The organism is Staphylococcus gallinarum (genome assembly GCF_000875895.1).
Classification (GTDB): Bacteria; Bacillota; Bacilli; order Staphylococcales; family Staphylococcaceae; genus Staphylococcus; species Staphylococcus gallinarum.
The window spans coordinates 118,128-141,976 of record NZ_JXCF01000010.1; the positions used below are offsets into that span (position 1 = coordinate 118,128).

Here is a 23,849-nt window from a genome sequence, read left to right on the forward strand (position 1 = left end):
CCATCTTTTTGTATGACATAATATTTAATTATGATTTTTTAATCGCTTTCTGAATCAGGTGTGATAATGTTTCGAAAGCATGATTATCTTTGTTTACAAAGGCATTATTATGAATTTCGGTCATTTGATAACTAATTAAATCATTTAATAATGCCTTTGAATCGCTATAACGTACTGTTGCAAGTGAATGCATTACATCATCATACACACCACGTTCGTCAACATATTTTGCATGATTTGGCGTATATTGACAAACCACCTTATCAATTGTTAAAGCATCAAAGATGATGGATGAATAGTCCGTTAATACGATATCAGAAACAAGTAATAAATCCTGAATTTCAATATGACTAGGCGCTATGATTGCATTTTCTGGAACATAGTCAGATGTATCTTCAATATGTCCTTTGAAGACAACATTATATTTATTTAACAGACCATCACTAATCGGTAGTAAATCTGCATGATCTCCAATTGCTTTCCAAGTAGGAGCATAGAGTAACATAGGCTTTTCTGGATCTAATTTTAATTCTTTCTTAATAAATGATAAGTAAGGTTGATCACTTTGTTTATCAAGTAAATAGCGAACACGAGGGTAACCGCAATTTAATAAATTTGTTTGTTGCTGTGGGAAAGCTGTTTTAAAGTAGTCGATAATTTCCTCGCAATCACATACAAAGTAATCTTGTTGCAACCATTTGTTGTATTTTCGCGCACGATAATTATAAATATTTAAATTTTGATAGGGTTCTGGACTATCTAAAAATAACCTTTTGATTGGTGTACCGTGCCATAATTGTATGATTGTGCCGTTTGGTTTGAGGTCATCTGGAATATAACTCTCTAATATAACAACTTGGGCCGTTTCGATTAATGATTTTGTATTAGGATCATTTGGCTTAATAAAGTTAGGACCATTTACATCTTCTGTTACAAAATAAATCGGTAATTTATTAAAGTGCTTTGCAAAATGATTAAATAGATAGCGCGAATTACCTCTAAAGCCATAGTCAAAACCTAAAAAGACGATGTGATTTTGTAACTTTGAACGATCTTTTGTATAGATATAACTTTGGGCATGGTGCTTATTAATGGAATGTTGCTGAATTGGATTGAATATCCAATGTGGTAATTTAAAATTAAAAGAATTTAATAATTTATCGGTAAATCTCATATCCTCTGGTGCTAACGTAGCGTTCCCTTTGAAAGGTGCTTTATGCTCATGCAGATATGCTAATTTATTTAAATTGAAAGCTGTGGTGTTTAATGGTTCAAAATGATGCACAATTTCCCACACAGAATCACTTGTCTTAAATCCTTTTTTAAAATCAAATACGACATGACTATCAGTAGCCACATCTTCTTGTAGCAATGATAATAAGGCCAAATCAAATATTTTGGTAATAGTATACTGCTGCAATAGTTTTAAGCTCGTTTCAATATGAAATATTACATTTGGATAATGATTAATATTTTCTATCCAATCATTAAAATTTATCATTGATTTACCAAAATAATGGCAGTCATTTATATATTGTTGATTCACTGTATAGTCAGCAACAATTGTACAAGGCTTGAGTTCAACAGCTTTAAACATATTCTTATATAATTTAATATTTTTGTTTACGACTACAAAATGAGTGTAGCCTTCTTGTAATGACTTATTTAATTGTTGTTCTGATAAGTCCCACGTTTCAAGTTCAAATTGTTTTATCATGTTAAATCCCTCTGCATAAATGTTATTGAGCTTATTTTACCATGTAGCACAAATTAGATAAAATCATCCCCTTAAAAACAAGTAGAAAATAAGTGTTATGGAACAAAATATAAGATTATATGTTGATTTTTAAAGATGCTTTTGCATTGTCTAAAATAGTTGGTAAAAAACTATTTAAAAATTTAAAAAAACAGTTGTATTCATTGAAAGTCATGTTATAATAAACTTGTGAAAAAAATCACAAACAAAACTAAAACAACTGCTAGCTAAGTTTTAAACTATAGAGAAAGAAGAAGTGAGTCAAAATGTTTGTAGAAAGTTTTAACCCGTTTAATAACGTTATATTATCAAGTATTATAGCAGCAATTCCTATTGTCTTATTTTTATTATGTTTAACTGTTTTTAAAATGAAAGGTATTTACGCAGCGATTACTACAGTCATAGTGACATTAGTTATTGCAATTGGCTTATTTAAATTACCGATACCTATAGCATCAGGTGCAATGATTGAAGGTGTTTATCAAGGTATTATTCCGATCGGTTATATTGTTATCATGGCAGTATTACTTTATAAAATCACAAATGAGAGTGGGCAATTTAAGACAATTCAAGATAGTATTGCCAATATCTCTCAAGATCAACGTATACAAATCTTACTAATTGCCTTTGCATTTAATGGATTTTTAGAAGGCGCAGCTGGATTTGGTGTTCCAATTGCAATTTGTGCATTACTCTTAACACAACTCGGTTTCCAACCATTAAAAGCAGCAATGTTATGTTTAATTGCGAATGCTTCAGCAGGTGCATTCGGTGCGATTGGTATACCAGTACAAATCATTGATACATTGAATTTATCTGGAAACGTAACAAGTATGCAAGTTTCACAGATTTCTGTATTAACATTGGCTATTGTAAATATGTTTATTCCATTTTTATTAATCTGGATAGTAGATGGTTTTAAAGGTGTCAAAGAAACGTTACCAGCAATTTTAGTTGTTGGCATTAGCTATACAATTACGCAAGCAGCAATTACTGTGTTTATTGGACCAGAATTAGCAGACATTATTCCACCATTAGTTGCGATGGTTTCATTAGCGCTATTTTCTAAAAAATTCCAACCTAAACACATCTTTAGAATTCAAAGTGATGTGGCACCAACTATGCCAACGAAACATAGTGTTAAAGCGATTGCTTATGCATGGAGTCCATTCTATATTTTAACAATTATCGTTATGATTTGGAGTTCACCGCAATTTAAAGCATTATTCCTTCCTGGAGGTGCATTATCTTCACTTGTTGCCAATATTACAATTCCAGGCACATATAGTGATATAGCAAAGAAAAGTATTATTTTGCCATTTAACTTTATTGGCCAAACAGGTACTGCAATTTTACTAGTTATTATCATTACGGTTTTAATGTCTAAAAACGTGCACTTCAAAGATGCAATTCGCCTATTTAAAGTAACATTTTTAGAGTTGTGGTTATCTATTCTTACAATTTGTTTTATTTTAATAATATCTAAATTAATGACATATGCTGGATTAAGTATGGCTTTAGGAGAAAGTATTGCGAAGACAGGTGCGATGTTCCCATTATTATCACCAATACTTGGCTGGTTAGGTGTATTTATGACTGGTTCAGTTGTTAACAACAACTCACTCTTTGCACCAATTCAAGCTTCAGTAGCACAGAATATAGGAACAAACGGTGCGTTGTTAGTATCTGCAAATACAGTTGGTGGTGTTGCAGCTAAATTAATTTCACCACAATCCATTGCAATTGCGACAGCTTCTGTTAAAGAGGTAGGTAAAGAATCAGAATTATTGAAAATGACATTGAAATACAGTGTTGCGATGTTAATCTTTATCTGCGTATGGACATATATATTAAATTTATTCTTATAATGAAATGTAATACCACAAGTGATTGCTAACGTTTAATAAAACAAAAGCATTTATAAATGCAGATTAAGAAAATAAAATAAGACCAACGGAATGTTGTATTTTTGAAAATATACAAGACACTTCGCAAATTCAGTCGTATGGATGAGAATTTAACGAAGTGTCTTGTTTTGTTTTCAAGATTGAATTGATTGGATTAATGATTATGTCTTAAGAGATAAAACCTCATTCACTATAACATTCAAGGTATTAGCATGCTGTTAAAATATAGCATTGGTCACATGACTTACATTAAAGAACATAGTTGAATAAACGAATAGTGAAACAAGTATGATTCACTATTTTATTATAGTTTATAGCAAAAACGAACCTATGAAAATAACATTAATGGGAGTTGAGCATTTTTAAGAAATCGTTGTAGATAGCTTGTGGTGTATATTGTTCAACTGTCTTATGAGCATTTTTTAAAATAACGTGCTCTTTAAACTCTTGATTAATTAAACGACGTAATTTATTAGAAAGTGCTTCGATATTACCATGTTCGATTAAATAACCATTGATATTATTTTCAATAATTGAATCTGGACCAGTATTGCCATCAAAACTAACCACAATATTACTTTGATTCATTGCTTCTAAAATCACCATACCGAAACCTTCATTTCTAGAAGGGATAACAGTAATTTCACTCATAGCCAATTTATTATTTAGTTCTTGTGTTGACCCTTGTAACTTAATAATATCAGTCATAGCATATGTGTTTATTTGTTTCTGTAAACTACTGCGTTCTTGACCTTCTCCATATATAAAGACTTGATAGCCGAACTGTCGAATTGTATGTTGAATTGGATTGATACTATCGATAAGTAAATCAAATCCCTTTTCATATTCTAGACGACCTGCTGCAGTGATGATTTTTGATTTTGAAGTGTATAGCCTTGGTTCATCAATAATATTAGGAACAACGAATACTGGTGTTTGTAATCTTGATTGGTATTTTTCACGATCAATGGTTGTCAAAGTCGTAACTTTATCTAGGTTTTTGTAAGCAGATATAATTTCAAGTTGATATGGCTCAGGATGAGCATCAAAATTCATGTGTTCCATACCAATAGTCTCTATGTGTGTAGGAACATGTTGGGCTATTAAGATATTAAAACTAGCACGTGTACCTATGATGACGTCTGTATCAACATGCTTTAATGCGTGAATCATTTTTTTCTCAATATAATGTGAAAACTGATTTAGACCAGGTTCAAACTTTGATAATTCCTTCGGTTTAGTAAATGAGGTATATTTATTTATTCGATTGAAAATAATATCCCATAAATTTGATAGTCTAAGTTGATAATTAATTAAGGGTTTAATCTTAATCGACTCATGAAGTTGAAAATAAGGATAATCGTTCGATTTAAATACAGAAATGATTGTCACTTGGTGTCCTTTTTCAGCTAAAGTATTGGCCAATTGTGAAATAGACTTTACTGTACCACCCATTGCATAAACATTATGCATAAAAAAAGTGATTGATTTCATCAGAAAAACCCCCAAAAGTTACTTGTCATAAATTAAAATTAATTATAGCATGAATTACATTTTAAAATGAATTAAGTCGTAGTTGGAAATGAGATTTGTTTATTAGAGAAGGGATATATGTTGCATTTTTACACTTGGATAGGGTTAATGTTAAAAATTGAGATTATAATCAGTTTGAATTTCAACAAAAATTTCTGTGAATTTAAGTGGATTTAAATAGTGAAAAAGTGCATGATGACAGTGTTTAATGTATTTTTATTCATATTCTTTAGTTTACACTTATCAACAAAAATTGTGTAGAATTTCCGAAATCTCTTTTTTCATTCGACAATTACGTATATAATTAGAAGAGTATGGAAGAGAATATCGTATAGCGATGTTCTTTTTATTATATATAATAACGAAATGTGCTTTTTTATTTTTTATCTATAGAAAACGCTTTATTCAGCTAGTGGAAGTGTTTGTTTTCTAAGTTTTAGAAATAGATAACGTTCTATAATCATATATAAAAGGGGGACTGTGTTTGTTATGAGTACAATACATAGCAAAACAGATGTCATCTTAATTGGTGGCGGAATTATGAGTGCAACATTAGGAACTTTATTAAAAGAACTAGCACCTGAAAAAGAAATTAAGATGTTTGAAAGATTGTCTACACCAGCAGAAGAAAGCACAAATGCATGGAATAATGCGGGCACGGGTCATTCTGCGTTATGCGAATTGAACTATACAAAAGAAAACAAAGATGGATCTATAGATATTGAAAAAGCGATAAAAATAAATGAGCAATTCCAAATTTCAAAACAATTTTGGAGCCATCTCGTTAAAAAGGGTCAACTTGATCATCCAGAATCATTTATCAAACCGGTACCACATATGAGTTTTGTACAAGGTGTTAAGAATGTTGATTTCTTAAAAAGACGTGTTAAACAATTAAATAAAAATGTGTTGTTTAGCAATATGGAAATTACAGATAATAAAGAAAAAATTGCTGAATGGACACCACTTATCATGGAAGGTCGTACGTCACATGTTCCTATGGCAATTACATATGATAAAACAGGTACAGATGTAAACTTCAGTGCGTTGACTAAAAAATTATTCGATAATTTAGCTGATAAACAAGTTGAATTAAATTATAAACATCAAGTTGAAGATTTAAAGCAACGTAAAGATGGTGTATGGGAAGTTAAAGTGAAAGACTTAACTTCAAATGAAGTTAAAATATATGAAAGTGACTTTGTCTTTATAGGTGCAGGTGGAGCAAGTCTACCATTATTACAAAAAACAGGTATAAAAGAATCTAAACATGTCGGCGGCTTCCCTGTAAGTGGCTTATTCTTAGTTTGTAGAGATGAAGCGATTACTAAGAAACACTTAGCGAAGGTTTATGGTAAAGCTTCTGTTGGTGCGCCACCGATGTCAGTGCCACATTTAGATACACGTTATATTGATGGCAAGAGAACACTATTATTTGGCCCGTTTGCTGGTTTCTCACCTAAATTCTTAAAGACGGGTTCTAATATGGATTTAATTAAGTCTGTTAAACCAAATAATATTATTACAATGTTATCTGCGGGTGTGAAAGAAATTAATTTAACGAAATATTTAATTTCGCAATTAACGTTATCAAATGAAGAACGTATGGAAGATTTAAGAACGTTTGTACCAAATGCCAAAAGTGAAGATTGGGAAGTAGTTGTTGCTGGACAACGTGTTCAAGTGATTAAGGATACAGAATCTGGTAAGGGTACTTTACAATTTGGTACTGAAGTAATCACATCAGAAGATGGATCACTATCAGCATTATTAGGTGCATCGCCAGGTGCGTCTACTGCTGTAGATATAATGTTAGATTTATTGAAACGCTGTTATAAGGATGAATTTTCAAATTGGGAAGGTAAAATTAAAGAAATTATACCTTCATTTGGACAAAGATTATCAGAAAATGAAGCCTTATATCGACAAGTTAATGAAGAAATTAAGCAGAATTTAAAAATTGATTAATAACTATGAGTTTGTCACAGTGTTAATAACAACTGATGGCACTTGTATAGCTGATAAGTATATGAGTTTGGGAGATAAATCCTAGAAAAAACCAGTAAATGAGATATTCATTTACTGGTTTTTTTCGTTTACAATATTATGTTTTACTAACTCGCTATCTTTAGGTAAGGTGGCAACATATCAGATTTAATCTACAACAATTAAGGCTTGTTAAGTAGTTTCTTCTATAAATATTTGACCTAACTTAAATATTTATAGGAATACGCTCAAAATAAGAAAATTTGTAAGTTTGTATAACATAATTAATTTAATCTGTATGCCTTGTGTTATTACGAGGTAATGAGATGGTAAAACTAGTGCCAATTTGTGGCTTGCTGTCTACCTTAATTGTGCCATCATGCAATTCAATAATCGCTTTAGTTATTGCCATGCCTAGCCCATTACTATTATCATTACTACGTACTTTAAAGAAACGTTCGAATAGCCTTTCTTGTGTTTCTAGTGACATGCCTTCGCCTTCATCTGTAATAGAACAAATAATCTCATCTTGAGTTGATGTTAAATTAATTTCTATTACGCCATGTTGATGGGAATATTTAATCGCGTTAGTAATGATATTTTGAAATGCTTGATGTAACAAACGTTCATTTCCAATCAATGCAACTGTTGCTAATTCTGTCATAATCATTAATTCCTTTTGATTTGCGGAAAATTGCTCATGACGAATAATATTTTGTAATAAATCCTTTAACTGAATGGTGTCTGTAAAGGTTAAGTGCTCAGCATTATCCAACTCTGATAATAATAGTAGTGCTTTTGTTAGGTCGCTTAAACGTGTTGTAATTTGATGAATTTCATCAATATAGTGATTAGCAGTTTCATGGTCTTTACTATACTTTAATTGATCCAATAAATGATGGATATGTGTGAGGGGGGTCTTAATCTCATGGGAGACATTTTGCACAAAGTACTGTCTCATATCGTCGAGTTGCTTAAGTGACTGACGCATAGTTTCAAAACGATATTGTAGTGTTCCTAATTCATCATGCCTAGTAATTCGAATCGGTTTACTGAAATCGCCATTCATCAAATATTCAGTTGCTCTTTTGAGTTGTTGTACAGGTTTTATAATGGAATAAGTAGATGTGATGGTGAGAATAATTGATATAAATAGTAACAAACTAATTAATATAGCTAAAAATATTCTGAATTCACCAAACGTTTTACCAATATCAGGTCTCATAAAGACCGCTAAATGTTGTTTATGCGATTTGAATTGTACTCCGACAGTATTTTTAGTCGTGTTATCAAAAAATCCTGTCACAATTGGATTATATGGAAGATGTTTAATTCCATGATATGCCTTACCGTCTAAAACATCCTTAATTGCTTGTGTAGAAACATTATCTGTACGAAATCTTTCTCCATAAAAATGCTTCTCACCTGAAGACGAAACGGTCATAATTTGATAATTCATTTCTCCTAGGTGCTTAAAGTAAGGTTTCAAGTTACTCATATTGGCATCTTGTTGAAAACTTTTTGCATCTTTAAGTGTGCGCATAATTTTAGCATCGTTATTCGCTTTAAGCGTATTATGATAAATAATATTTGTTATGAAAAAACTGATAATAGCACTTAATAGCATGACGACAATCGTATAAATTGCAATTCTAATGTACAGTGATCTAAACATAATCTGTCACCTTATAACCTAAACCGCGAACAGTTTGAATTTTTACGGATGTTTGAAGTTTCTCTAAACGTTTTCTGAGTCTTTTAATATGGACATCCACCGTTCTTTCATCACCCGCATAGTCAAAACCCCATATTCGTTCAATTAAGTCATCCCTATGAAATACCTGTTTAGGGTGAGAAACCAACAGGAATAATAATTGAAATTCTTTATTAGGCAAATACATGGTTTTTGAATTTGCTGTAATTTCTAAATATGCTTGATTTAAAGTTAAATTGCCAAAAGTTAATTCATTTTGAGCATTGATATTATAACGCTTAAGTACCGCTTTAATTCTAAAGATTAATTCCTTAACTTCAAAGGGTTTCGTAACATAATCGTCAGTTCCGGTTAAATAAGCTTGTTCTTTATCACTCAAGGCATCACGTGCAGTGAGCATGATTACCGGTAATTGATAATCTTCCTTTAAATGCTGGCATAATTCAAATCCATTCATGCCATCCATCATAATATCAACAATAGCAATATCGACTTGATTATGCTCTAAATATTTTAGGGCAGATTCAGCATTTACATGGATTGCTGTATCTATACTTTCATTCTTAACATGTTTAGCTACATAATCTAAGATTTGTGTATCATCATCAACGATTAAACAAGTGGGCATCTTTTACGTCTCCTCCATTAGTTTATTGTAATTATAAACATAACTATAACTACTAAACAAATTTCCAAATATGCACATCAGTTCATATTGAGTTCATATAAGCGTTGTAACTTTATTAATATAACAACGAATAGGGAGTGAATTTTCAATATGAAACTTGCATGGAAAGAAATGAAATATTATAGATTTCGTTATATTTTAATTATGTTTATCATTTTGTTACTTGCAACAATGGTGTTATTTATCAGCGGACTTGCTCAAGGTTTAGCTAGAGAGAATGTGTCACTATTGGATAATATGAAAGCACAAAAATTTGTGATGGAGGACAATAAAAAACCACAATTAGAACAATCCAATATTCAACACCACAAACAACAAGAGATTGAACAAATCATTAATCAACAACCATTACAACTTGCCTCACAAACATTGAAATTAAATGATAATGAAGAGACAGTTACGATGATTAATTTGTTAGAACAAGACAAACCTCAATTAATTAAAGGTAGTTATCCAACGAAAAATAATGAGATAGCAATTAATGAAAAACTAAAGGCACAAGGTCTGACTATTGGTGATCAAGTGCAATTGAAATCAGGCACAAAGTTAAAAGTTACCGGTGAGATAAACGATACGATGTACGCACACAGCTCAGTTGTAGTGATTTCAAATCAAGGGTTCAACAAATTAAATACAAAGGCGAGTACGGTTTATCCATTAATAAATATATCTAAAAAAGATCAACAAGCATTGAAAAAAATATCTGGTATAGCTATTAATGATAAGGCAGATGTTAAAAATGCGATACCTAGTTATCAGGCAGAACAGTCACCATTAAATATGATGGTAATCAGTTTATTTGTTATTTCAGCAATTGTACTTACAGCTTTCTTCTATGTAATGACAATACAAAAGACCGCTGAGATAGGTATATTAAAAGCGATTGGTATAAGCACACGTCACCTCATCAATGCATTATTAGTACAGATTATTGGAACGACAATGGTTAGCACTATTGTTGCGATTGGGATTATTTTACTATTATCTACCATAATGCCAGTGACGATGCCATTTCATATTACATTATTAAATTTATTATTAGTATTTTCGGTATTTATTGTAGTTGCTGTGATAGGTGCATTATTATCTTTAATTAAATTATTTAACGTGGATCCAATAGAAGCTATAGGGGGAAGAGAATAGTGAGTTTAATAGTTAAAGAAGTTCATAAATCATTTGGTAATGGATCATCAGAAACGCGCGTTTTAAAGGGAGTTAATTTTACTGCAAAAAATGGACAATTTATTATATTAAATGGTTCTTCAGGTTCGGGAAAGACAACGTTACTAAATATATTAGGTGGATTATTAACGCAAAGTGCTGGTGAAATTATATACAATGACCATGCAATGTATAATGATTTGAAGAAGGCGAGTAGCATGCGTTTACATGATATAGGATTTATCTTTCAATCTTCACATTTGATACCTTATTTAACAGTGATAGATCAATTAGTCACTGTAGGGATAGAAGCGGGAATGTCTAAACGAGAAGCGAAGGATAGAGCACGACAACTATTAACACGTATTGGTTTGCAACATCGGTTAGACGCTTATCCTAATATGTTATCGGGTGGAGAGAAACAAAGGGTTGCAATTATGAGAGCGTTTATGAATCAACCGAAGTTAATTCTAGCTGATGAACCAACTGCTAGTTTAGATGCAAAACGTGCAACAGAAGTAGTTGAAATGATCGCTAATGAAGTTAAGACGCAAGGGTTAATTGGAATAATGATTACACATGATCGACGCTTATTTTCATATGCTGATCAGTTAATCGAATTAGATGAAGGCAAAGTGATTTCAAATTAATCAAAAATAGAGTGTTTGCGTTATTGTGAAATAAGTAAGAGGTTGAGACATCGTTATTCTAATGTAATAACGATGTCTCAACCTCATTTTTTTACCAAGTTGGAATATGCCATAAAGCCATGATGCAAATAAAGAATAATGAAGCAAAATAGATTGTTAAAATGAATTTATATTGATACATTAACGCTAAAAAGTCTCTGACTAAGGCGATTTCTAAGAAGTGATAGGGTGTATGACTACCTGCACCAGAGAGTTTTAAGTGGAATTTTTGTCCAAATCTCAGTGCACGTAATATATGGAATTGGCTCGTGATGCAAATGATAGACTTTGACCTATCTTGTATGTTGTTTAATAGTGCAGTTGTGTACTGAATATTTTCAAAGGTACTCGTAGATCGGTCTTCCATAATGATTTGAGATTTAGGTACACCATGATCAACTAGATATCTACTCATTGCTAAGGCTTCGGATATTGGCTCGTCTGGACCTTGGCCACCACTGACAATTATTGTTGCTGTTGGATGTTCATTAAAAATATCGAGCGCTTTATTGAGTCGTTCTCCTAACATTGGTGTAACACGTTCTGTGAAAATACCAGCTCCCAATATAAGTATTATATCAATTTCTTTGTTAACCGATACTCTTGAGAAACTTGATGTACATACGGCGTAACATAAAAATGCATAAATAGTACTAAAGGCAATAGCAGCTAGCCAATAAAAGATAGCATTAAACGCAATGGGTATTAAAGAGATATATGCACAAGCAGCAGCAAATAAACCAACTTTATAAATGATTTTTCCAAGACGCTGTAAAAATAAGCGACCTGCAGCAATATATCTTAAATTATTGTGTCTATAGCAAAGTGTCGCTATACCGATTGCCATAGCTATTAATAAAGCAATGGGGTATGTATGAGCGCCAATGTTAATTATTATAACGATAAATCCTAATATTACCTGGGTAATAAAAAAATTAAGACGAACGAATAGATTAATATTAAAAGTCATGCCAATGCATATGACAATAATCATAAAGGATAATAATATAGGGAGTATGTTCATGTGTCACCTCGTATTACAATTGTATATTTAATGTAAGTTATACCGCTTAAATTAGCAAATGTAATTATTATTTTAGACTGAATGTATGGAAAATTTGTAGAAATTAACGATTCTTATGAAAAGGTTTACAATATTAGTTATATAAATGTATATTTGAATAAATTAGAATAAGGTAATAACAGGGGATATAGAGGTGACGAAACATGGTAAAAGATATAAATAACCATATTGAATTTATGAAAGAATTTTTAAATGATATAAATACGTTATTAGCAAATCTATCTGTTAAAATACGTGAAGAATATCATGTCTCTAAAGAACAGGCATATGTCATTAGAATGTTAGAACATGAGAAGGCACTGTCTTTGACTGAAATAACTGAGAGACAAGGTGTAAATAAAGCTGCAGTAAGTCGCAGAATAAAGAAACTCATCAATGCTGGATTAGTACAATGGGATAAATCAGAAGAAAGTATGGATCAAAGAATGAAATATATCAAGCTTACGGAATTGGGAAAGCAATTTAACATTGAAAGTAAGCAAGTCATTAGTGATATTGTAGGCAATCTTTCCAGTGATCTGTCAGATGAACAAATAGAACAAGCACGTTATGTTTTAGAAATAATTGATCATAGAATAAAGCAAGTTAATATTGAGAATAACTTTTAGTGACGACAAATCTAATTTAGTTTACTTATGATATATTTTGTAGCAATTGAAGTTTAAGTGACGATTGACGCTTATTTATAAAGTGACAATCGTTTTATTATGTCAATTGATCACTTCTTTAAGACTAAATACGTATATCAATTTTTACCGATTAAATTTATAATAAAAAAGGATATCTATAGAAATTGCTTTTTAGCAATTACATTACAAATTACTAACAATCTATAGAATGATATAGTTTCACGTTGTGTTATGTTAAAATAACGAGATAGTGTAAAAAATTCAGGATTACAGAGGTGATAAAATGCAAAAATGTCCTGAGTGTGGGGGAAATATGCGAGATGGACAAAGAAAATGTCGTCATTGTGGCCATCGAATTAAAGGGCGAGCGAATGATAACGAAATGACGAGAGCAACTAAAGAAAGTAATTCTACATCTAATTTGAAAATACGTAAAATTATACCCTTTGGAATTGCATTTTTTATCATTGTTTTACTTATTATTATTTTCTTTTTGGTTAGGAATTTTAACTCTCCTGAGGCTCAATCTGAAATATTAATCAATGCAATTGAAAATAATGATACGCAAAAGCTTTCTACGTTATTAAGTTCACAAAATAATAGTGTTGATGAAAATGAAGCAACAGCATATATAAAATATATTAAAAAAGAAGTCGGTATGAAGCAATTTGTTAAAGACGTCAATAACAAGATTACTAAGCTTAATAAGAGTTCGACGAAAGAAGCGGGCTTCGTAACAGCTAAAAATGGTGAGAAGGTATTGCGAATTAGTAAAAATGGACGCCGCTATTTCTTGTTCGACAATATGAGCTTTACTGCACCAACGAAAGAGGCAATTGTTAAGCCGAAATACGATACTACATATAAATTTAAATCACAAGATAAACAAAAAACAGTAGTAGCTGATAAGAATAAGACCACTTCCTTAGGTAAGTTTATTCCAGGTGATTATGAACTTGATGCTAAAAAGGAAATGGAAAATGGACAATTCAGTGGTCAGTTGAAATTTAACTTTAACAATAGTAATAATGAAACAATTGACGTTACTGAAGACTTTAATGAAGCATATATTCAAGTAGAATTGAACGGAGCTAGTAACATTGATAAAAATACAGTTAAAGTCAAAATAAATGATAAGACCTATAAATACAAAAAGGATAAATCATATGGTCCATATCCAAAAACACAAGAAGTTACGATTTCTGCAGAGGGACAAGCTAAAAAGAAAACATTTAAGTCATCTGCAACAACTGTAAAAACAGATAATCTTCGTGATAATACCCATGTTTCATTGAATTTTGATGAAGATGAAATTGATAAATATGTAAAGAAAAAAGAGAAAGAAGAAAACAGTTTTAGAAATAAGGTTGTTAATTTTTTCGGTAAATATACAACTGCACTCAACAGTGCAAGTAGTCAAAATGATTTCAGCGTAATATCAGATTACTTAAAGAAGAATTCAGCAAACTATAAAGAAACTAAAAAAGATATAGCATCTCAAAATGCTTTATATATTCAACAACCTCAGATTACAGATATCGTACGTGTTGGAAAAACATTTTATGTGACGGGTCAAACCTTCAAGGCGAATGGTGAATATGGTAATGTTAACTACGAATTAGAAGGTAGTAAAGATGCTGATGATTTAAAGGTAGTAAATTATAGTGAATCATAGTTGAAAACATACTCAGAATAGTGGTGAAGTTGTCTATAACAATAGATGACTTCGCTACTATTTTTTATATTACAAGTATAGAACAAAGTGAATAATTATATACAATCAACTGAAATGAAAACTTTTTTGAATATATTGTAGTAAGGTATTTAAAAAGTCATGCGCTAAAGATATAATTAATAGCAATTAACTGTTGAACGGAAATTTGAACTACAACAGTACGACAAAATAATATACTTCAAATAGGCTGTAGAAACATTGGCAGCCTAAATTTATTTATAGGAGCGTTTAAATGGATAAAACACAAGAAACTCAAAAGCAATCTTTATTGTTTATTATCATACTTGGTGCTTTAACAGCCATTGGTGCATTATCTATTGATATGTTCTTACCAGGTTTGCCTCAAATTCAGTCAGACTTTAATACGACAACTTCAAATGCACAGCTGACACTTTCATTCTTTATGATAGGTTTAGCTTTAGGGAATTTATTTGTTGGACCGATTTCCGATGCTATTGGTAGAAAACTACCATTAATGATAGCAATGCTACTTTTTACATTAGCCAGTATTGGTATTATCTTTATTGATAATATTTGGATAATGGTCAGTTTACGATTTGTTCAAGGATTTTGTGGAGGAGCAGCGGCAGTCATTTCACGAGCAATCTCTAGTGATTTGTATAGTGGAAAACAACTTACTAAATTCTTAGCATTACTCATGCTAGTTAACGGTGTCGCACCAGTCATTGCCCCTGCATTAGGTGGGGTGATCCTATCATTTGCCTCTTGGAGAATGGTGTTTGTCATCCTTACACTATTTGGTATATCTATGTTGGCGGGCACTGTATTTAAAGTAACTGAATCATTACCAATAGACCGTAGAGACAGCCCGCATTTATTAAGTATTTTTAAGAACTTTAAAGACTTACTTGTTACTCCGCGTTTCGTCTTACCTATGTTGATTCAAGGCGTGACCTTTATTATGCTATTTAGTTACATATCAGCTTCGCCATTCCTAACACAAAAGATTTATGGATTATCAGCCCAACAATTTAGTATTATGTTTGCTTGTGTTGGAATTAGTTTAATTATTTCTAGCCAGGCTACAGGAAAATTAGTAGATTATATTGAACGTTTAGTACTACTGAGAATATTGACTATAGTACAACTGATAGGTGTGGCATGGGTATCCATTACACTATCAATGCATTTGAGTATCTGGTTATTATTTATAGGATTTATTATTCTTGTTGCACCTGTTACCGGTGTGGCTACTTTAGGATTTTCAATTGCAATGGAGGAACGTACAGGCGGTAATGGTAGTGCTTCTAGTCTATTAGGTTTAGTGCAATCATTATTAGGTGGTATTGTCACGCCATTAGTAGGTTTATTTGGAGAAGCAAACTTCATTCCATATGTCAGTATAATTATCATATCTGGTATATTATTGATTATTTTACAAATTTTGAATTATTTTGTATTTAAAGCAAAGCAACCGCAATAATAATTAAGAAACCGAGCATTGTATTCAGATACAGTACTCGGTTCTTTTGTGTTGTTTTGTACTTATAAACCATTCAATACGCTCCTATATAAACTAATTATATAGAAGCATATTATCACATCTTATGAGTTTAAATTTGAGTTGCTGTAATTTATACAACCTCTTTAGTCACACGATGTTTGTTTATGATTATCGCCTTAGTTTAATGGCATTAGCCAACAGGATTTGTGCAAGTTCGTCGGGTGATTCTTTACAATCCTCTCTAATCCAATAATAAATAAGTCCGATTTGTCCACCTACTGCATAGATAACAAATTGCTTTTTATTTAAAACATTTGTGTAATTATCCAGTAACTTTGTATAGGTTTCCTTTGTTTCGTGGACATAATCTGAAAATAAATCTCGATTAGGATGAGTGACTAATATGGCATGAAAGAAACCATAGTGTCTCTGAATGTAAGTTAAAATAACTTTGAAGAATTTATATAATTTATAGTGGTCAATTTCAACATCTTTAAAGCTATCGTAGAATGCGTTTAATAATTTAGTGTATTTGTCTAAATGATATGTTTGAATGGTTGACATTAAATCATATTTATCTTGGAAATAATCATAAAAGGTTGTTCGATTAATGCCACTATATGCACAAATCATCTTGATGGTTATATTTTCAAATGGTTGCTCTTCTAAGAGGATAATCATATTTTTTATTATTTTATATTTTGCGTTTCGTTTCATGTTTCCTCCCTCTAAAAAGAACAAAAAATGACCTACCCAACACATTTAAAATAACTGTTGGTGTTTTTTTGATTTTCATGTCTCTATAATATATAAAGTGAATTTTAAAAGCAAATAGGAGGAAAGAGTAATGAAGAAAATGGTATTAATCAATGTCATTACCATTGTAGTTCTTGTAATTTTAGGAGTAGTAGGTTTCCATTTTTATAATCAAGCTACAAGTTATGTAAGTACAGATAATGCCAAAGTTGATGGCGAACAAATTAAAGTTTCTGCCCCAGCTTCTGGTGAAATTAAATCTTTCGACGTGAAAAACGACGAAAAAGTAGATAAAGGTGACAAAGTCGCTAAAATCGCAGTTAAAGGTGATGATGGACAAGCTCAAACAATGTCTATTAAAATGCCTCAAAACGGTACAATCGTAAAAACGGATGCTATGGAAGGTTCTATGGTTCAAGCAGGTTCTCCAATAGCATATGCTTATAATTTAGATGATTCTTACATTACTGCCAATGTTGATGAAAAAGATATTGCAGATGTTGAAGAAGGTAAAGATGTTGATGTAAAACTTGACGGTGAAGATGCGAAACTTAAAGGTAAAGTTGAAGAAGTCGGTAAAGCAACAGCTTCTAGCTTCTCATTAATGCCTTCATCAAATAGTGATGGTAACTATACAAAAGTTTCTCAAGTAGTACCTGTGAAAATTTCACTTGATTCAAAACCATCTAAAAATGTTGTTCCAGGAATGAACGCTGAAGTCAAAATTCATAAAAACTAAGGGGGGTCTATAAATGACAATGGCCTTCATTATTATTTACGTAGTCATAGCGCTCATTCTTGTTGCTTTGATTAATTTAGTTGTTGTAAAAAACAGCAAAAGAAAGTCAAAACGACAATTGGAACAAACTAAGCATAGTAAGCATGCTTCAAATGAAAGTTATCAATCTAAATTTAAAGTGAATGACGACCATGATTCTAAAGAATCAAATGTAGCATCATCTTATAAACAAGATGTAGAAGATGATCAAGATAAGGTTGAAGCAAATCCAGCTCAATCTATAGCATCGACTGAAGATAACAGACAAACAACAACAGATTCAGACCATGAGCAAATTAACCCTAATTCAGAAGAAGCCCAAGTAAATGAACAGTTAAAACAAAAACATAGTTCATTTATGTTCGGTAAAGGGACATCTCAAGGTAAAGTATTAATCGCAATGATATTTGGTATGTTTATTGCGATCTTAAACCAAACACTGTTAAACGTTGCATTACCAAAAATCAATACAGATTTTAATATTTCTGCGAATACTGGTCAGTGGCTAATGACAGGGTTTATGTTAGTGAATGGTATTTTAATACCAATCAGTGCGTTTTTATTTAATAAATATTCTTATAGAAAATTATTCTTAGTTTCTATGACATTATTTACAATAGGTTCTCTAGTTTGTGGACTATCAGGTTCGTTTACAATGATGATGATCGGACGTGTCTTACAAGCAATTGGTGCTGGTGTCTTAATGCCACTTGGTACTAATGTATTTATGACAATCTTCCCACCAGAAAGACGTGGGGCAGCAATGGGTATGTTAGGTATAGCGATGATATTAGCACCAGCAATTGGTCCTACATTATCAGGTTATATCGTTGAAAACTATCACTGGAACGTAATGTTCTATGGTATGTTTATTATTGGTTTGGTATCACTTGCAATCGCATATATTTGGTTTAGAGTGTACCAAGTTACTACAAATCCAAAAGCTGATATACCAGGTATTATATTTAGTACGATTGGTTTTGGTGCATTGTTATACGGCTTCAGTGAAGCAGGTAATGATTCATGGAGTTCACCAGTAGTTGTTATTTCATTAATCGCAGGTGTTGTATTTATTGCAGCATTTGTAATTCGAGAAGTAACTATGCGTGTGCCAATGCTTGATATGGCAGTATTAAAATATTCAGGCTTCACGCTTACTACAGTAATCAATATGATTGTTACGATGAGTTTATTTGGTGGTATGATCCTATTGCCATTATATTTACAAAACTTAAGAGGATTTACGCCAGTACAATCAGGTTTATTATTACTACCAGGTGCATTAATTATGGGTGTTATGGGACCTATCGCCGGTAGATTACTTGATACAATTGGTATTAAACCGTTAGCATTAGTAGGTACAGCAATTATGACCTATGCTACATGGGAGTTAACAAAATTAAACATGAATACGACTTATGGTCATTTAATGTTAATTTATATTGTTCGTTCATTTGGTATGAGTTTTATCATGATGCCAATTATGACAGCAGGTATGAACTCATTACCACAGCGTTTAATCGCACATGGTAACGCGTTAACAAATACGTTAAGACAATTAGCAGGTTCAATTGGAACAGCATTGTTAGTAACGGTAATGTCTACTCAGACAACACAACATATCGCTTCATACAGTCAAGCATTAGATAAAACAAATCCATTTATTAAAGATAGACTACAAGAAATGTCACAAGCATTAGGTGGAGAACAAATGGCAACACAAAGTGTGTTAGAATTTGTTCAAAAATTAGCCTCTATTAATGGTGTTAACAGTGCCTTCTTAATCGCAACAGGATTAAGTGCGTTAGCATTTGTCTTGAGTTTATTCTTAAAAGGTAAATCTCATTATATGTCAAATGAAGAATAAGTATTAAAAAAACAGGAAGACTCATTATTTGAATAGCATTTCTCAAATGTTTTCACGCGCTAAGTGTGAACATTGAGTTTTGCATTTTCATAATGAATACTTCCTGTTTTTTTATTATATTAAAATTTAGTTTGTCTATTTCTGAAGAATAGGCTAATAATTAATAATGCGATACTACATGTTAATAAGATGAATGCGTTATGAATAGCAACTGCCTCAGTTAATATTTGTTCTGGGCTAAGGTTAATGTAGTGTTGGCTCATTGAGTCGGAAATACTTTTGGCAATGTTCTCAATTAAAAATGAGAAACCAAATGTGATGACAAACATGATTGCTAAAATAAATAAATTCAACATTTTTAATGCAGTACGGTTAAATATCAATGTAAAGATCGTTAAGATTAAGCTCAAAATACATGCACTAAAAAATACATAAAATACGAGTATTAAGCTATCAATGTGTGATTGGAGATTATCGATATTTTCAATATTGATATTTAAGTTACCCATGTGATTCATTGTGTTTTGTAAGTTCGTTATTTGATGGAATGTGATCGGCTCGTTAACGAAAGTTAAATTTAATATGGGCTCTTTAAACATACTGTAGCCTGTAATTGCTACTAATATTAGCACGATAACTTGAATCACGATATTAATCCACGATTTCTTCTTTCGGCTACGACGTGTGCCTCTGTACATAGGTTCGCTTGTTAATGTATGTTCAAAATCTTCGAATTGACGGTTGGTTTCTGCCATGAGTGTACTCCTTTCTAAATAGTTGCAATGGTACTATTTTGTGATTTTAATGATAGTTTTGTTATAATGTGAAGTAATTGATATATTTTAAAATTTGGGATAGTATACTTAAAATATAAAATCGTTTAGATATAATATTAATTGCTTATTCACACTATGCGATGGCTGAAATTAAATGTCATTGAATTAATTTTACCATAACATTTATTTGATATTCCAAATAATATGAAATTTTTCATGGGTTTGCGTAATAAACTGAGATTGGATGGATTAAACATGAAATCTAGATTAACAACGAAATTCATAAATAAATATTTATTACCGTTTCGCTCAATCATTTTTGAAAATGATACGGATTTCGAGCGCTTTTTGAAAAATAGAGAACAGCAAAATCAAAAGAAGCATAAGCAACCAGAAACATTGAATGTAAAATCTGATTTAGATAAACAGCAATTAGGGGATATGCAACTATTTAGATTTAGATTTCGTCATAGTCACCAGAAAAAAATACTTTATATTCACGGTGGGTATAATGTGTTGCAACCTTCTGCATTTCACTGGCGTTTCATGGATAAGCTTGCTTTAAGTACGCTTAATGAAGTGGTATTACCTATCTACCCCAAAGCGCCGGAATATCACATTGATGACACATATAAGGCCATACAACAAGTTTATGACCAATTGTTAACAGAATGTAGCAATGAGGATATTGTCTTGATGGGTGATGGTACAGGTGGGGCATTGGCATTAGGTTTTGTACAACAGCTAGTAGCTGAAGGTCAACCGCTGCCTAACAAAATATATCTCTTTTCTCCATTATTAGATGCGACATTTAGTAATGAGGACATCACTGAGGAACTTGAGCGTAAAGATGTCATTGTAAACAAGCAAGGTGTGCAACGTATTTTAAGTGAATGGTCTGAGCAGACGCCATTAGATAACCAACGTGTATCTCCATTGAATGGGTCACTTGAACACTTACCACCGATATATATGTTTGGCGGCACGAGAGAAATATATTTACCTGATATGACTAAATTGGCGCATTTACTGGAAGACAACCAACGACCTATTCATTTTTATGAATATAAACGAATGGTTAATGCCTTCCCATTATTACCAATTAGAGAGTCACATAAAGTTGTAAAGCAAATTGTGAATACAATAAATCAATAATATATGTGATAAGTAAACCTTACTGATTAACTATAGATGAAAACAAGATCACACAATTTATTATCCTAATTTATGAAAACGAAGTAATTTCAAAATCTGATTAAAAAAGATTATCAATAATCAAACAAAAAGACAGGCAATGACATGATATATGTCTGCCTGCCTTTTTAATTATTATAAATTAATTGATGAAATTAGACTTCCTTATCATTATGAATCGTTGTTCTAATAGTATGGATGACATGTATTTGACCCTTAAGTTGATAATATTGAGCAATAAAGTGTTCAAAGTCATCAGTAGGTTCGCTAAGTCTGTCGAACTTTGATAGTAAATCTTGATACTCAGTTGAATAATTGGTTGCATAAGTTTCATAATGCGCTAAAAATGTATCAGTATCACTATAAGTATTGAGCAGTGTATCAATGGCGTCGAGCGCTTTCTTTTGTCCTTGGTAGTATGCAATATCGAAACCGCGTTGAATTAATTTACTGTCTGGTCCATTGATGACCAGTGCTTTATTTTGATTCAGTTCGCTCAATTCATATTTAGTTGTATCAAGTAAATCATAAAGTTGCATTTGTACTTTTTCATGCATAGATTGTGTCATATATTGAACTCCTTAGTTTGGAATGTTGATGCGGTGACCTAATTGCTTTGGCCATTTCATGTTGGGTTGTTGATTGTAAACATCTGTTATTTGAGTTGTGAATTGCATTGGGAAAGGCGCTGTACGATTGGTTTGTCTATCGATTCCTAGCATCATTGCTTCATTTGTTGCTACAGTTGTCCCATCAGCGTTTGTCATAATTGAAAAGAAATGTAGTCTTTTAGCATCGAAATTATAAAGATAGATAGTTATCGTAAACGTACTAGGATATTTTAATTCTGCCAAATATGACGTATGTTCTTCAACTGTAAACAACGTGTAGTTGAGTTGCTCACGTTCCTCTAGTGATAATCCATGTTGATAGTTAAATTGATTAATTGCTTCACTAAATACAATATTATAATTTGCATCATGTACGTGCCCGTTATGGTCAATCATATCCTCAGTTACTTTAGCATTATAAGTAAATGGTATGTTCATTCTAAAAACTCCTTGAAGATTCTTAATACTACAAAATAATTACTTTTAGTTTACTAAATTTATTATTAACTTACACGTATTGTATTTCATGATAAAATAAAGAAAATACTTTGAGGTGTGACGATATGAGTATGACGATTAAATATCAAACTGCTAAACAAAGGTTACAACAAGTCGATCAAATTGAAACGATACCCAAAGATGCTACATTAATTTGGTGTGATTTTACTGAACCTACTGCGGCAGACAATGAAATCCTACAGTCTTATTTTAACTTTAATAAACTAGAAATAGATGATACAGTTAATGGGACACCGCGTGCGAAGTACAAAGCTTATGACACATACCAATATATCGTGTTTCATAGTGTGACACATGATAATACGATTAAAGCACTTAACTTATTCATTAAAGATAATATGCTCATTACGTATCATCATAAACCCTTTGCTATTTTGTCTGATGTTGAACAGTTAATAACTGAACATTTTCAACCAGATTTAGATACATCGGATTTAGTATTACATATTTTAGACAAGATGGTCGATAGTTACTTTAAACCAATAACTGAAATAGAAGATAAGGTTTATGCATTTGAAGACCATCAAGTTGATGAAAGTACAAATAAAACAGTCATGGATAAGGTTTATAAGATTAGATCTCAAATCATTCAAATAAAGCGTATTATTTATCCAATGAGAGAGCTTGTCGATGATTTAAAGGAGAGCCACATTTTACTTGTAGATAATGAAAATCATATGTATATTCAACATATAGATGATCATTTAATTAAACAAGTTAACATATTGAAGATAGCGCAAGAGATGACTAATGAAATTAGAGATAATTATTCATCCTACACTTCTTACAAGATGAACAGTGTGATGCAAGTGTTGACCTTGGTGTCGGTAATATTTTTACCCTTAACTTTAGTAACTGGTATATATGGGATGAACTTTACGAATATGCCTGAATTAAAATGGCATTATGGTTACTACATGGTTCTATGCTTGATGTTATTTATCAGTATTGCTTGTATTATATATTTTAAAAGGAAGAAATGGTTTTAACTGGGAAATCAA

The 23,849-nt window shown here is 31.6% G+C and carries 20 protein-coding genes; 11 read left to right on the plus strand and 9 right to left on the minus strand.

All coding sequences use genetic code 11. The features are described from left to right. Positions 1–28: 28 nt before the first annotated feature. Positions 29–1,717 (minus strand): CDP-glycerol glycerophosphotransferase family protein, encoded by a 1,689-nt coding sequence (locus SH09_RS08950; RefSeq protein ID WP_042739313.1) that lies wholly within the window; start codon positions 1,715–1,717, stop codon positions 29–31. Between the two features lie 305 nt (positions 1,718–2,022). Between SH09_RS08950 and SH09_RS08955 the strand changes: the two genes are divergently transcribed. Beyond that, on the plus strand, positions 2,023–3,624 hold the full coding sequence (locus SH09_RS08955; protein WP_042739314.1) for an L-lactate permease: 1,602 nt from the start codon (positions 2,023–2,025) through the stop codon (positions 3,622–3,624). 381 nt (positions 3,625–4,005) lie between these two features. Here the strand turns inward: SH09_RS08955 and SH09_RS08960 are convergent, their stop codons facing one another. Beyond that, positions 4,006–5,157, minus strand: coding sequence for a glycosyltransferase family 4 protein (locus SH09_RS08960; RefSeq protein ID WP_042739315.1), 1,152 nt, complete (start codon positions 5,155–5,157; stop codon positions 4,006–4,008). A gap of 528 nt (positions 5,158–5,685) precedes the next feature. Between SH09_RS08960 and mqo the strand changes: the two genes are divergently transcribed. Further along, entirely contained in the window at positions 5,686–7,164 is a 1,479-nt protein-coding gene (gene mqo, locus SH09_RS08965) for a malate dehydrogenase (quinone) (protein WP_042739316.1), read from the plus strand. Positions 7,165–7,471: 307 nt separating this feature from the next. On the opposite strand, the gene SH09_RS08970 is transcribed toward mqo, so the two are convergent. After that, positions 7,472–8,857: a sensor histidine kinase gene (locus SH09_RS08970; RefSeq protein WP_042739317.1), complete on the minus strand. Its 1,386-nt coding sequence runs from the start codon at positions 8,855–8,857 to the stop codon at positions 7,472–7,474. Further along, positions 8,850–9,524: a response regulator transcription factor gene (locus SH09_RS08975; protein ID WP_042739318.1), complete on the minus strand. Its 675-nt coding sequence runs from the start codon at positions 9,522–9,524 to the stop codon at positions 8,850–8,852. The genes SH09_RS08970 and SH09_RS08975 overlap by 8 nt, the downstream gene beginning before the upstream one ends. Before the next feature lie 150 nt (positions 9,525–9,674). Between SH09_RS08975 and SH09_RS08980 the strand changes: the two genes are divergently transcribed. Then, positions 9,675–10,727 carry an ABC transporter permease gene (locus SH09_RS08980; RefSeq protein WP_042739319.1) on the plus strand — a complete coding sequence of 351 codons (1,053 nt, stop codon included), beginning with the start codon at positions 9,675–9,677 and terminating at the stop codon, positions 10,725–10,727. Further along, the gene (locus tag SH09_RS08985; protein ID WP_042739320.1) at positions 10,727–11,395 is read left to right on the plus strand and encodes an ABC transporter ATP-binding protein; all 669 of its coding nucleotides are present in this window, start codon (positions 10,727–10,729) and stop codon (positions 11,393–11,395) included. Before SH09_RS08980 ends, SH09_RS08985 begins: the two co-directional genes overlap by 1 nt. A 91-nt stretch (positions 11,396–11,486) precedes the next feature. Here the strand turns inward: SH09_RS08985 and SH09_RS08990 are convergent, their stop codons facing one another. Then, the gene (locus SH09_RS08990; RefSeq protein ID WP_235307490.1) at positions 11,487–12,281 is read right to left on the minus strand and encodes a YdcF family protein; all 795 of its coding nucleotides are present in this window, start codon (positions 12,279–12,281) and stop codon (positions 11,487–11,489) included. Between the two features lie 380 nt (positions 12,282–12,661). Here SH09_RS08990 and SH09_RS08995 point away from each other — a divergent pair, with 380 nt between their 5' ends. The 3 genes from SH09_RS08995 to SH09_RS09005 all read left to right on the plus strand — a co-directional run bounded on the left by SH09_RS08995 (position 12,662) and on the right by SH09_RS09005 (position 16,326). Continuing rightward, a complete protein-coding gene (locus SH09_RS08995; protein WP_042739321.1) occupies positions 12,662–13,126 on the plus strand; it encodes a MarR family winged helix-turn-helix transcriptional regulator in 465 nt (154 codons plus the stop codon). Between the two features lie 304 nt (positions 13,127–13,430). Next, complete coding sequence (locus tag SH09_RS09000) at positions 13,431–14,822, plus strand: TcaA NTF2-like domain-containing protein (RefSeq protein ID WP_042739322.1); 1,392 nt, start codon at positions 13,431–13,433, stop codon at positions 14,820–14,822. A 292-nt stretch (positions 14,823–15,114) separates the two neighbouring features. After that, entirely contained in the window at positions 15,115–16,326 is a 1,212-nt protein-coding gene (locus SH09_RS09005) for a multidrug effflux MFS transporter (RefSeq protein WP_042739323.1), read from the plus strand. 189 nt (positions 16,327–16,515) lie between these two features. Here the strand turns inward: SH09_RS09005 and SH09_RS09010 are convergent, their stop codons facing one another. Further along, the gene (locus SH09_RS09010) at positions 16,516–17,064 is read right to left on the minus strand and encodes a TetR/AcrR family transcriptional regulator (protein ID WP_042739324.1); all 549 of its coding nucleotides are present in this window, start codon (positions 17,062–17,064) and stop codon (positions 16,516–16,518) included. A gap of 130 nt (positions 17,065–17,194) precedes the next feature. Here SH09_RS09010 and SH09_RS09015 point away from each other — a divergent pair, with 130 nt between their 5' ends. Both SH09_RS09015 and SH09_RS09020 read left to right on the plus strand, forming a co-directional pair. After that, positions 17,195–17,842: an HlyD family secretion protein gene (locus SH09_RS09015; protein WP_042739325.1), complete on the plus strand. Its 648-nt coding sequence runs from the start codon at positions 17,195–17,197 to the stop codon at positions 17,840–17,842. Positions 17,843–17,855: 13 nt separating this feature from the next. Next, positions 17,856–19,748: a DHA2 family efflux MFS transporter permease subunit gene (locus SH09_RS09020; protein ID WP_042739326.1), complete on the plus strand. Its 1,893-nt coding sequence runs from the start codon at positions 17,856–17,858 to the stop codon at positions 19,746–19,748. A 119-nt stretch (positions 19,749–19,867) separates the two neighbouring features. Here SH09_RS09020 and SH09_RS09025 read toward each other — a convergent pair whose 3' ends face one another. Then, a complete protein-coding gene (locus SH09_RS09025) occupies positions 19,868–20,503 on the minus strand; it encodes a membrane protein (RefSeq protein WP_042739327.1) in 636 nt (211 codons plus the stop codon). Positions 20,504–20,779: 276 nt separating this feature from the next. Here SH09_RS09025 and SH09_RS09030 point away from each other — a divergent pair, with 276 nt between their 5' ends. Further along, positions 20,780–21,679, plus strand: a complete 900-nt coding sequence (locus tag SH09_RS09030; protein WP_042739328.1) for an alpha/beta hydrolase fold domain-containing protein — start codon at positions 20,780–20,782, stop codon at positions 21,677–21,679. Between the two features lie 194 nt (positions 21,680–21,873). Here the strand turns inward: SH09_RS09030 and SH09_RS09035 are convergent, their stop codons facing one another. Together SH09_RS09035 and SH09_RS09040 are read right to left on the minus strand one after the other, a co-directional pair. Next, positions 21,874–22,287, minus strand: a complete 414-nt coding sequence (locus tag SH09_RS09035; protein ID WP_042739329.1) for a hypothetical protein — start codon at positions 22,285–22,287, stop codon at positions 21,874–21,876. A 12-nt stretch (positions 22,288–22,299) separates the two neighbouring features. Continuing rightward, positions 22,300–22,767, minus strand: a complete 468-nt coding sequence (locus SH09_RS09040; protein ID WP_042739330.1) for a thioesterase family protein — start codon at positions 22,765–22,767, stop codon at positions 22,300–22,302. Positions 22,768–22,892: 125 nt separating this feature from the next. Here SH09_RS09040 and corA point away from each other — a divergent pair, with 125 nt between their 5' ends. Then, positions 22,893–23,837 (plus strand): magnesium/cobalt transporter CorA, encoded by a 945-nt coding sequence (gene corA, locus SH09_RS09045; RefSeq protein ID WP_042739331.1) that lies wholly within the window; start codon positions 22,893–22,895, stop codon positions 23,835–23,837. The last annotated feature ends 12 nt before the right edge of the window (positions 23,838–23,849 follow it).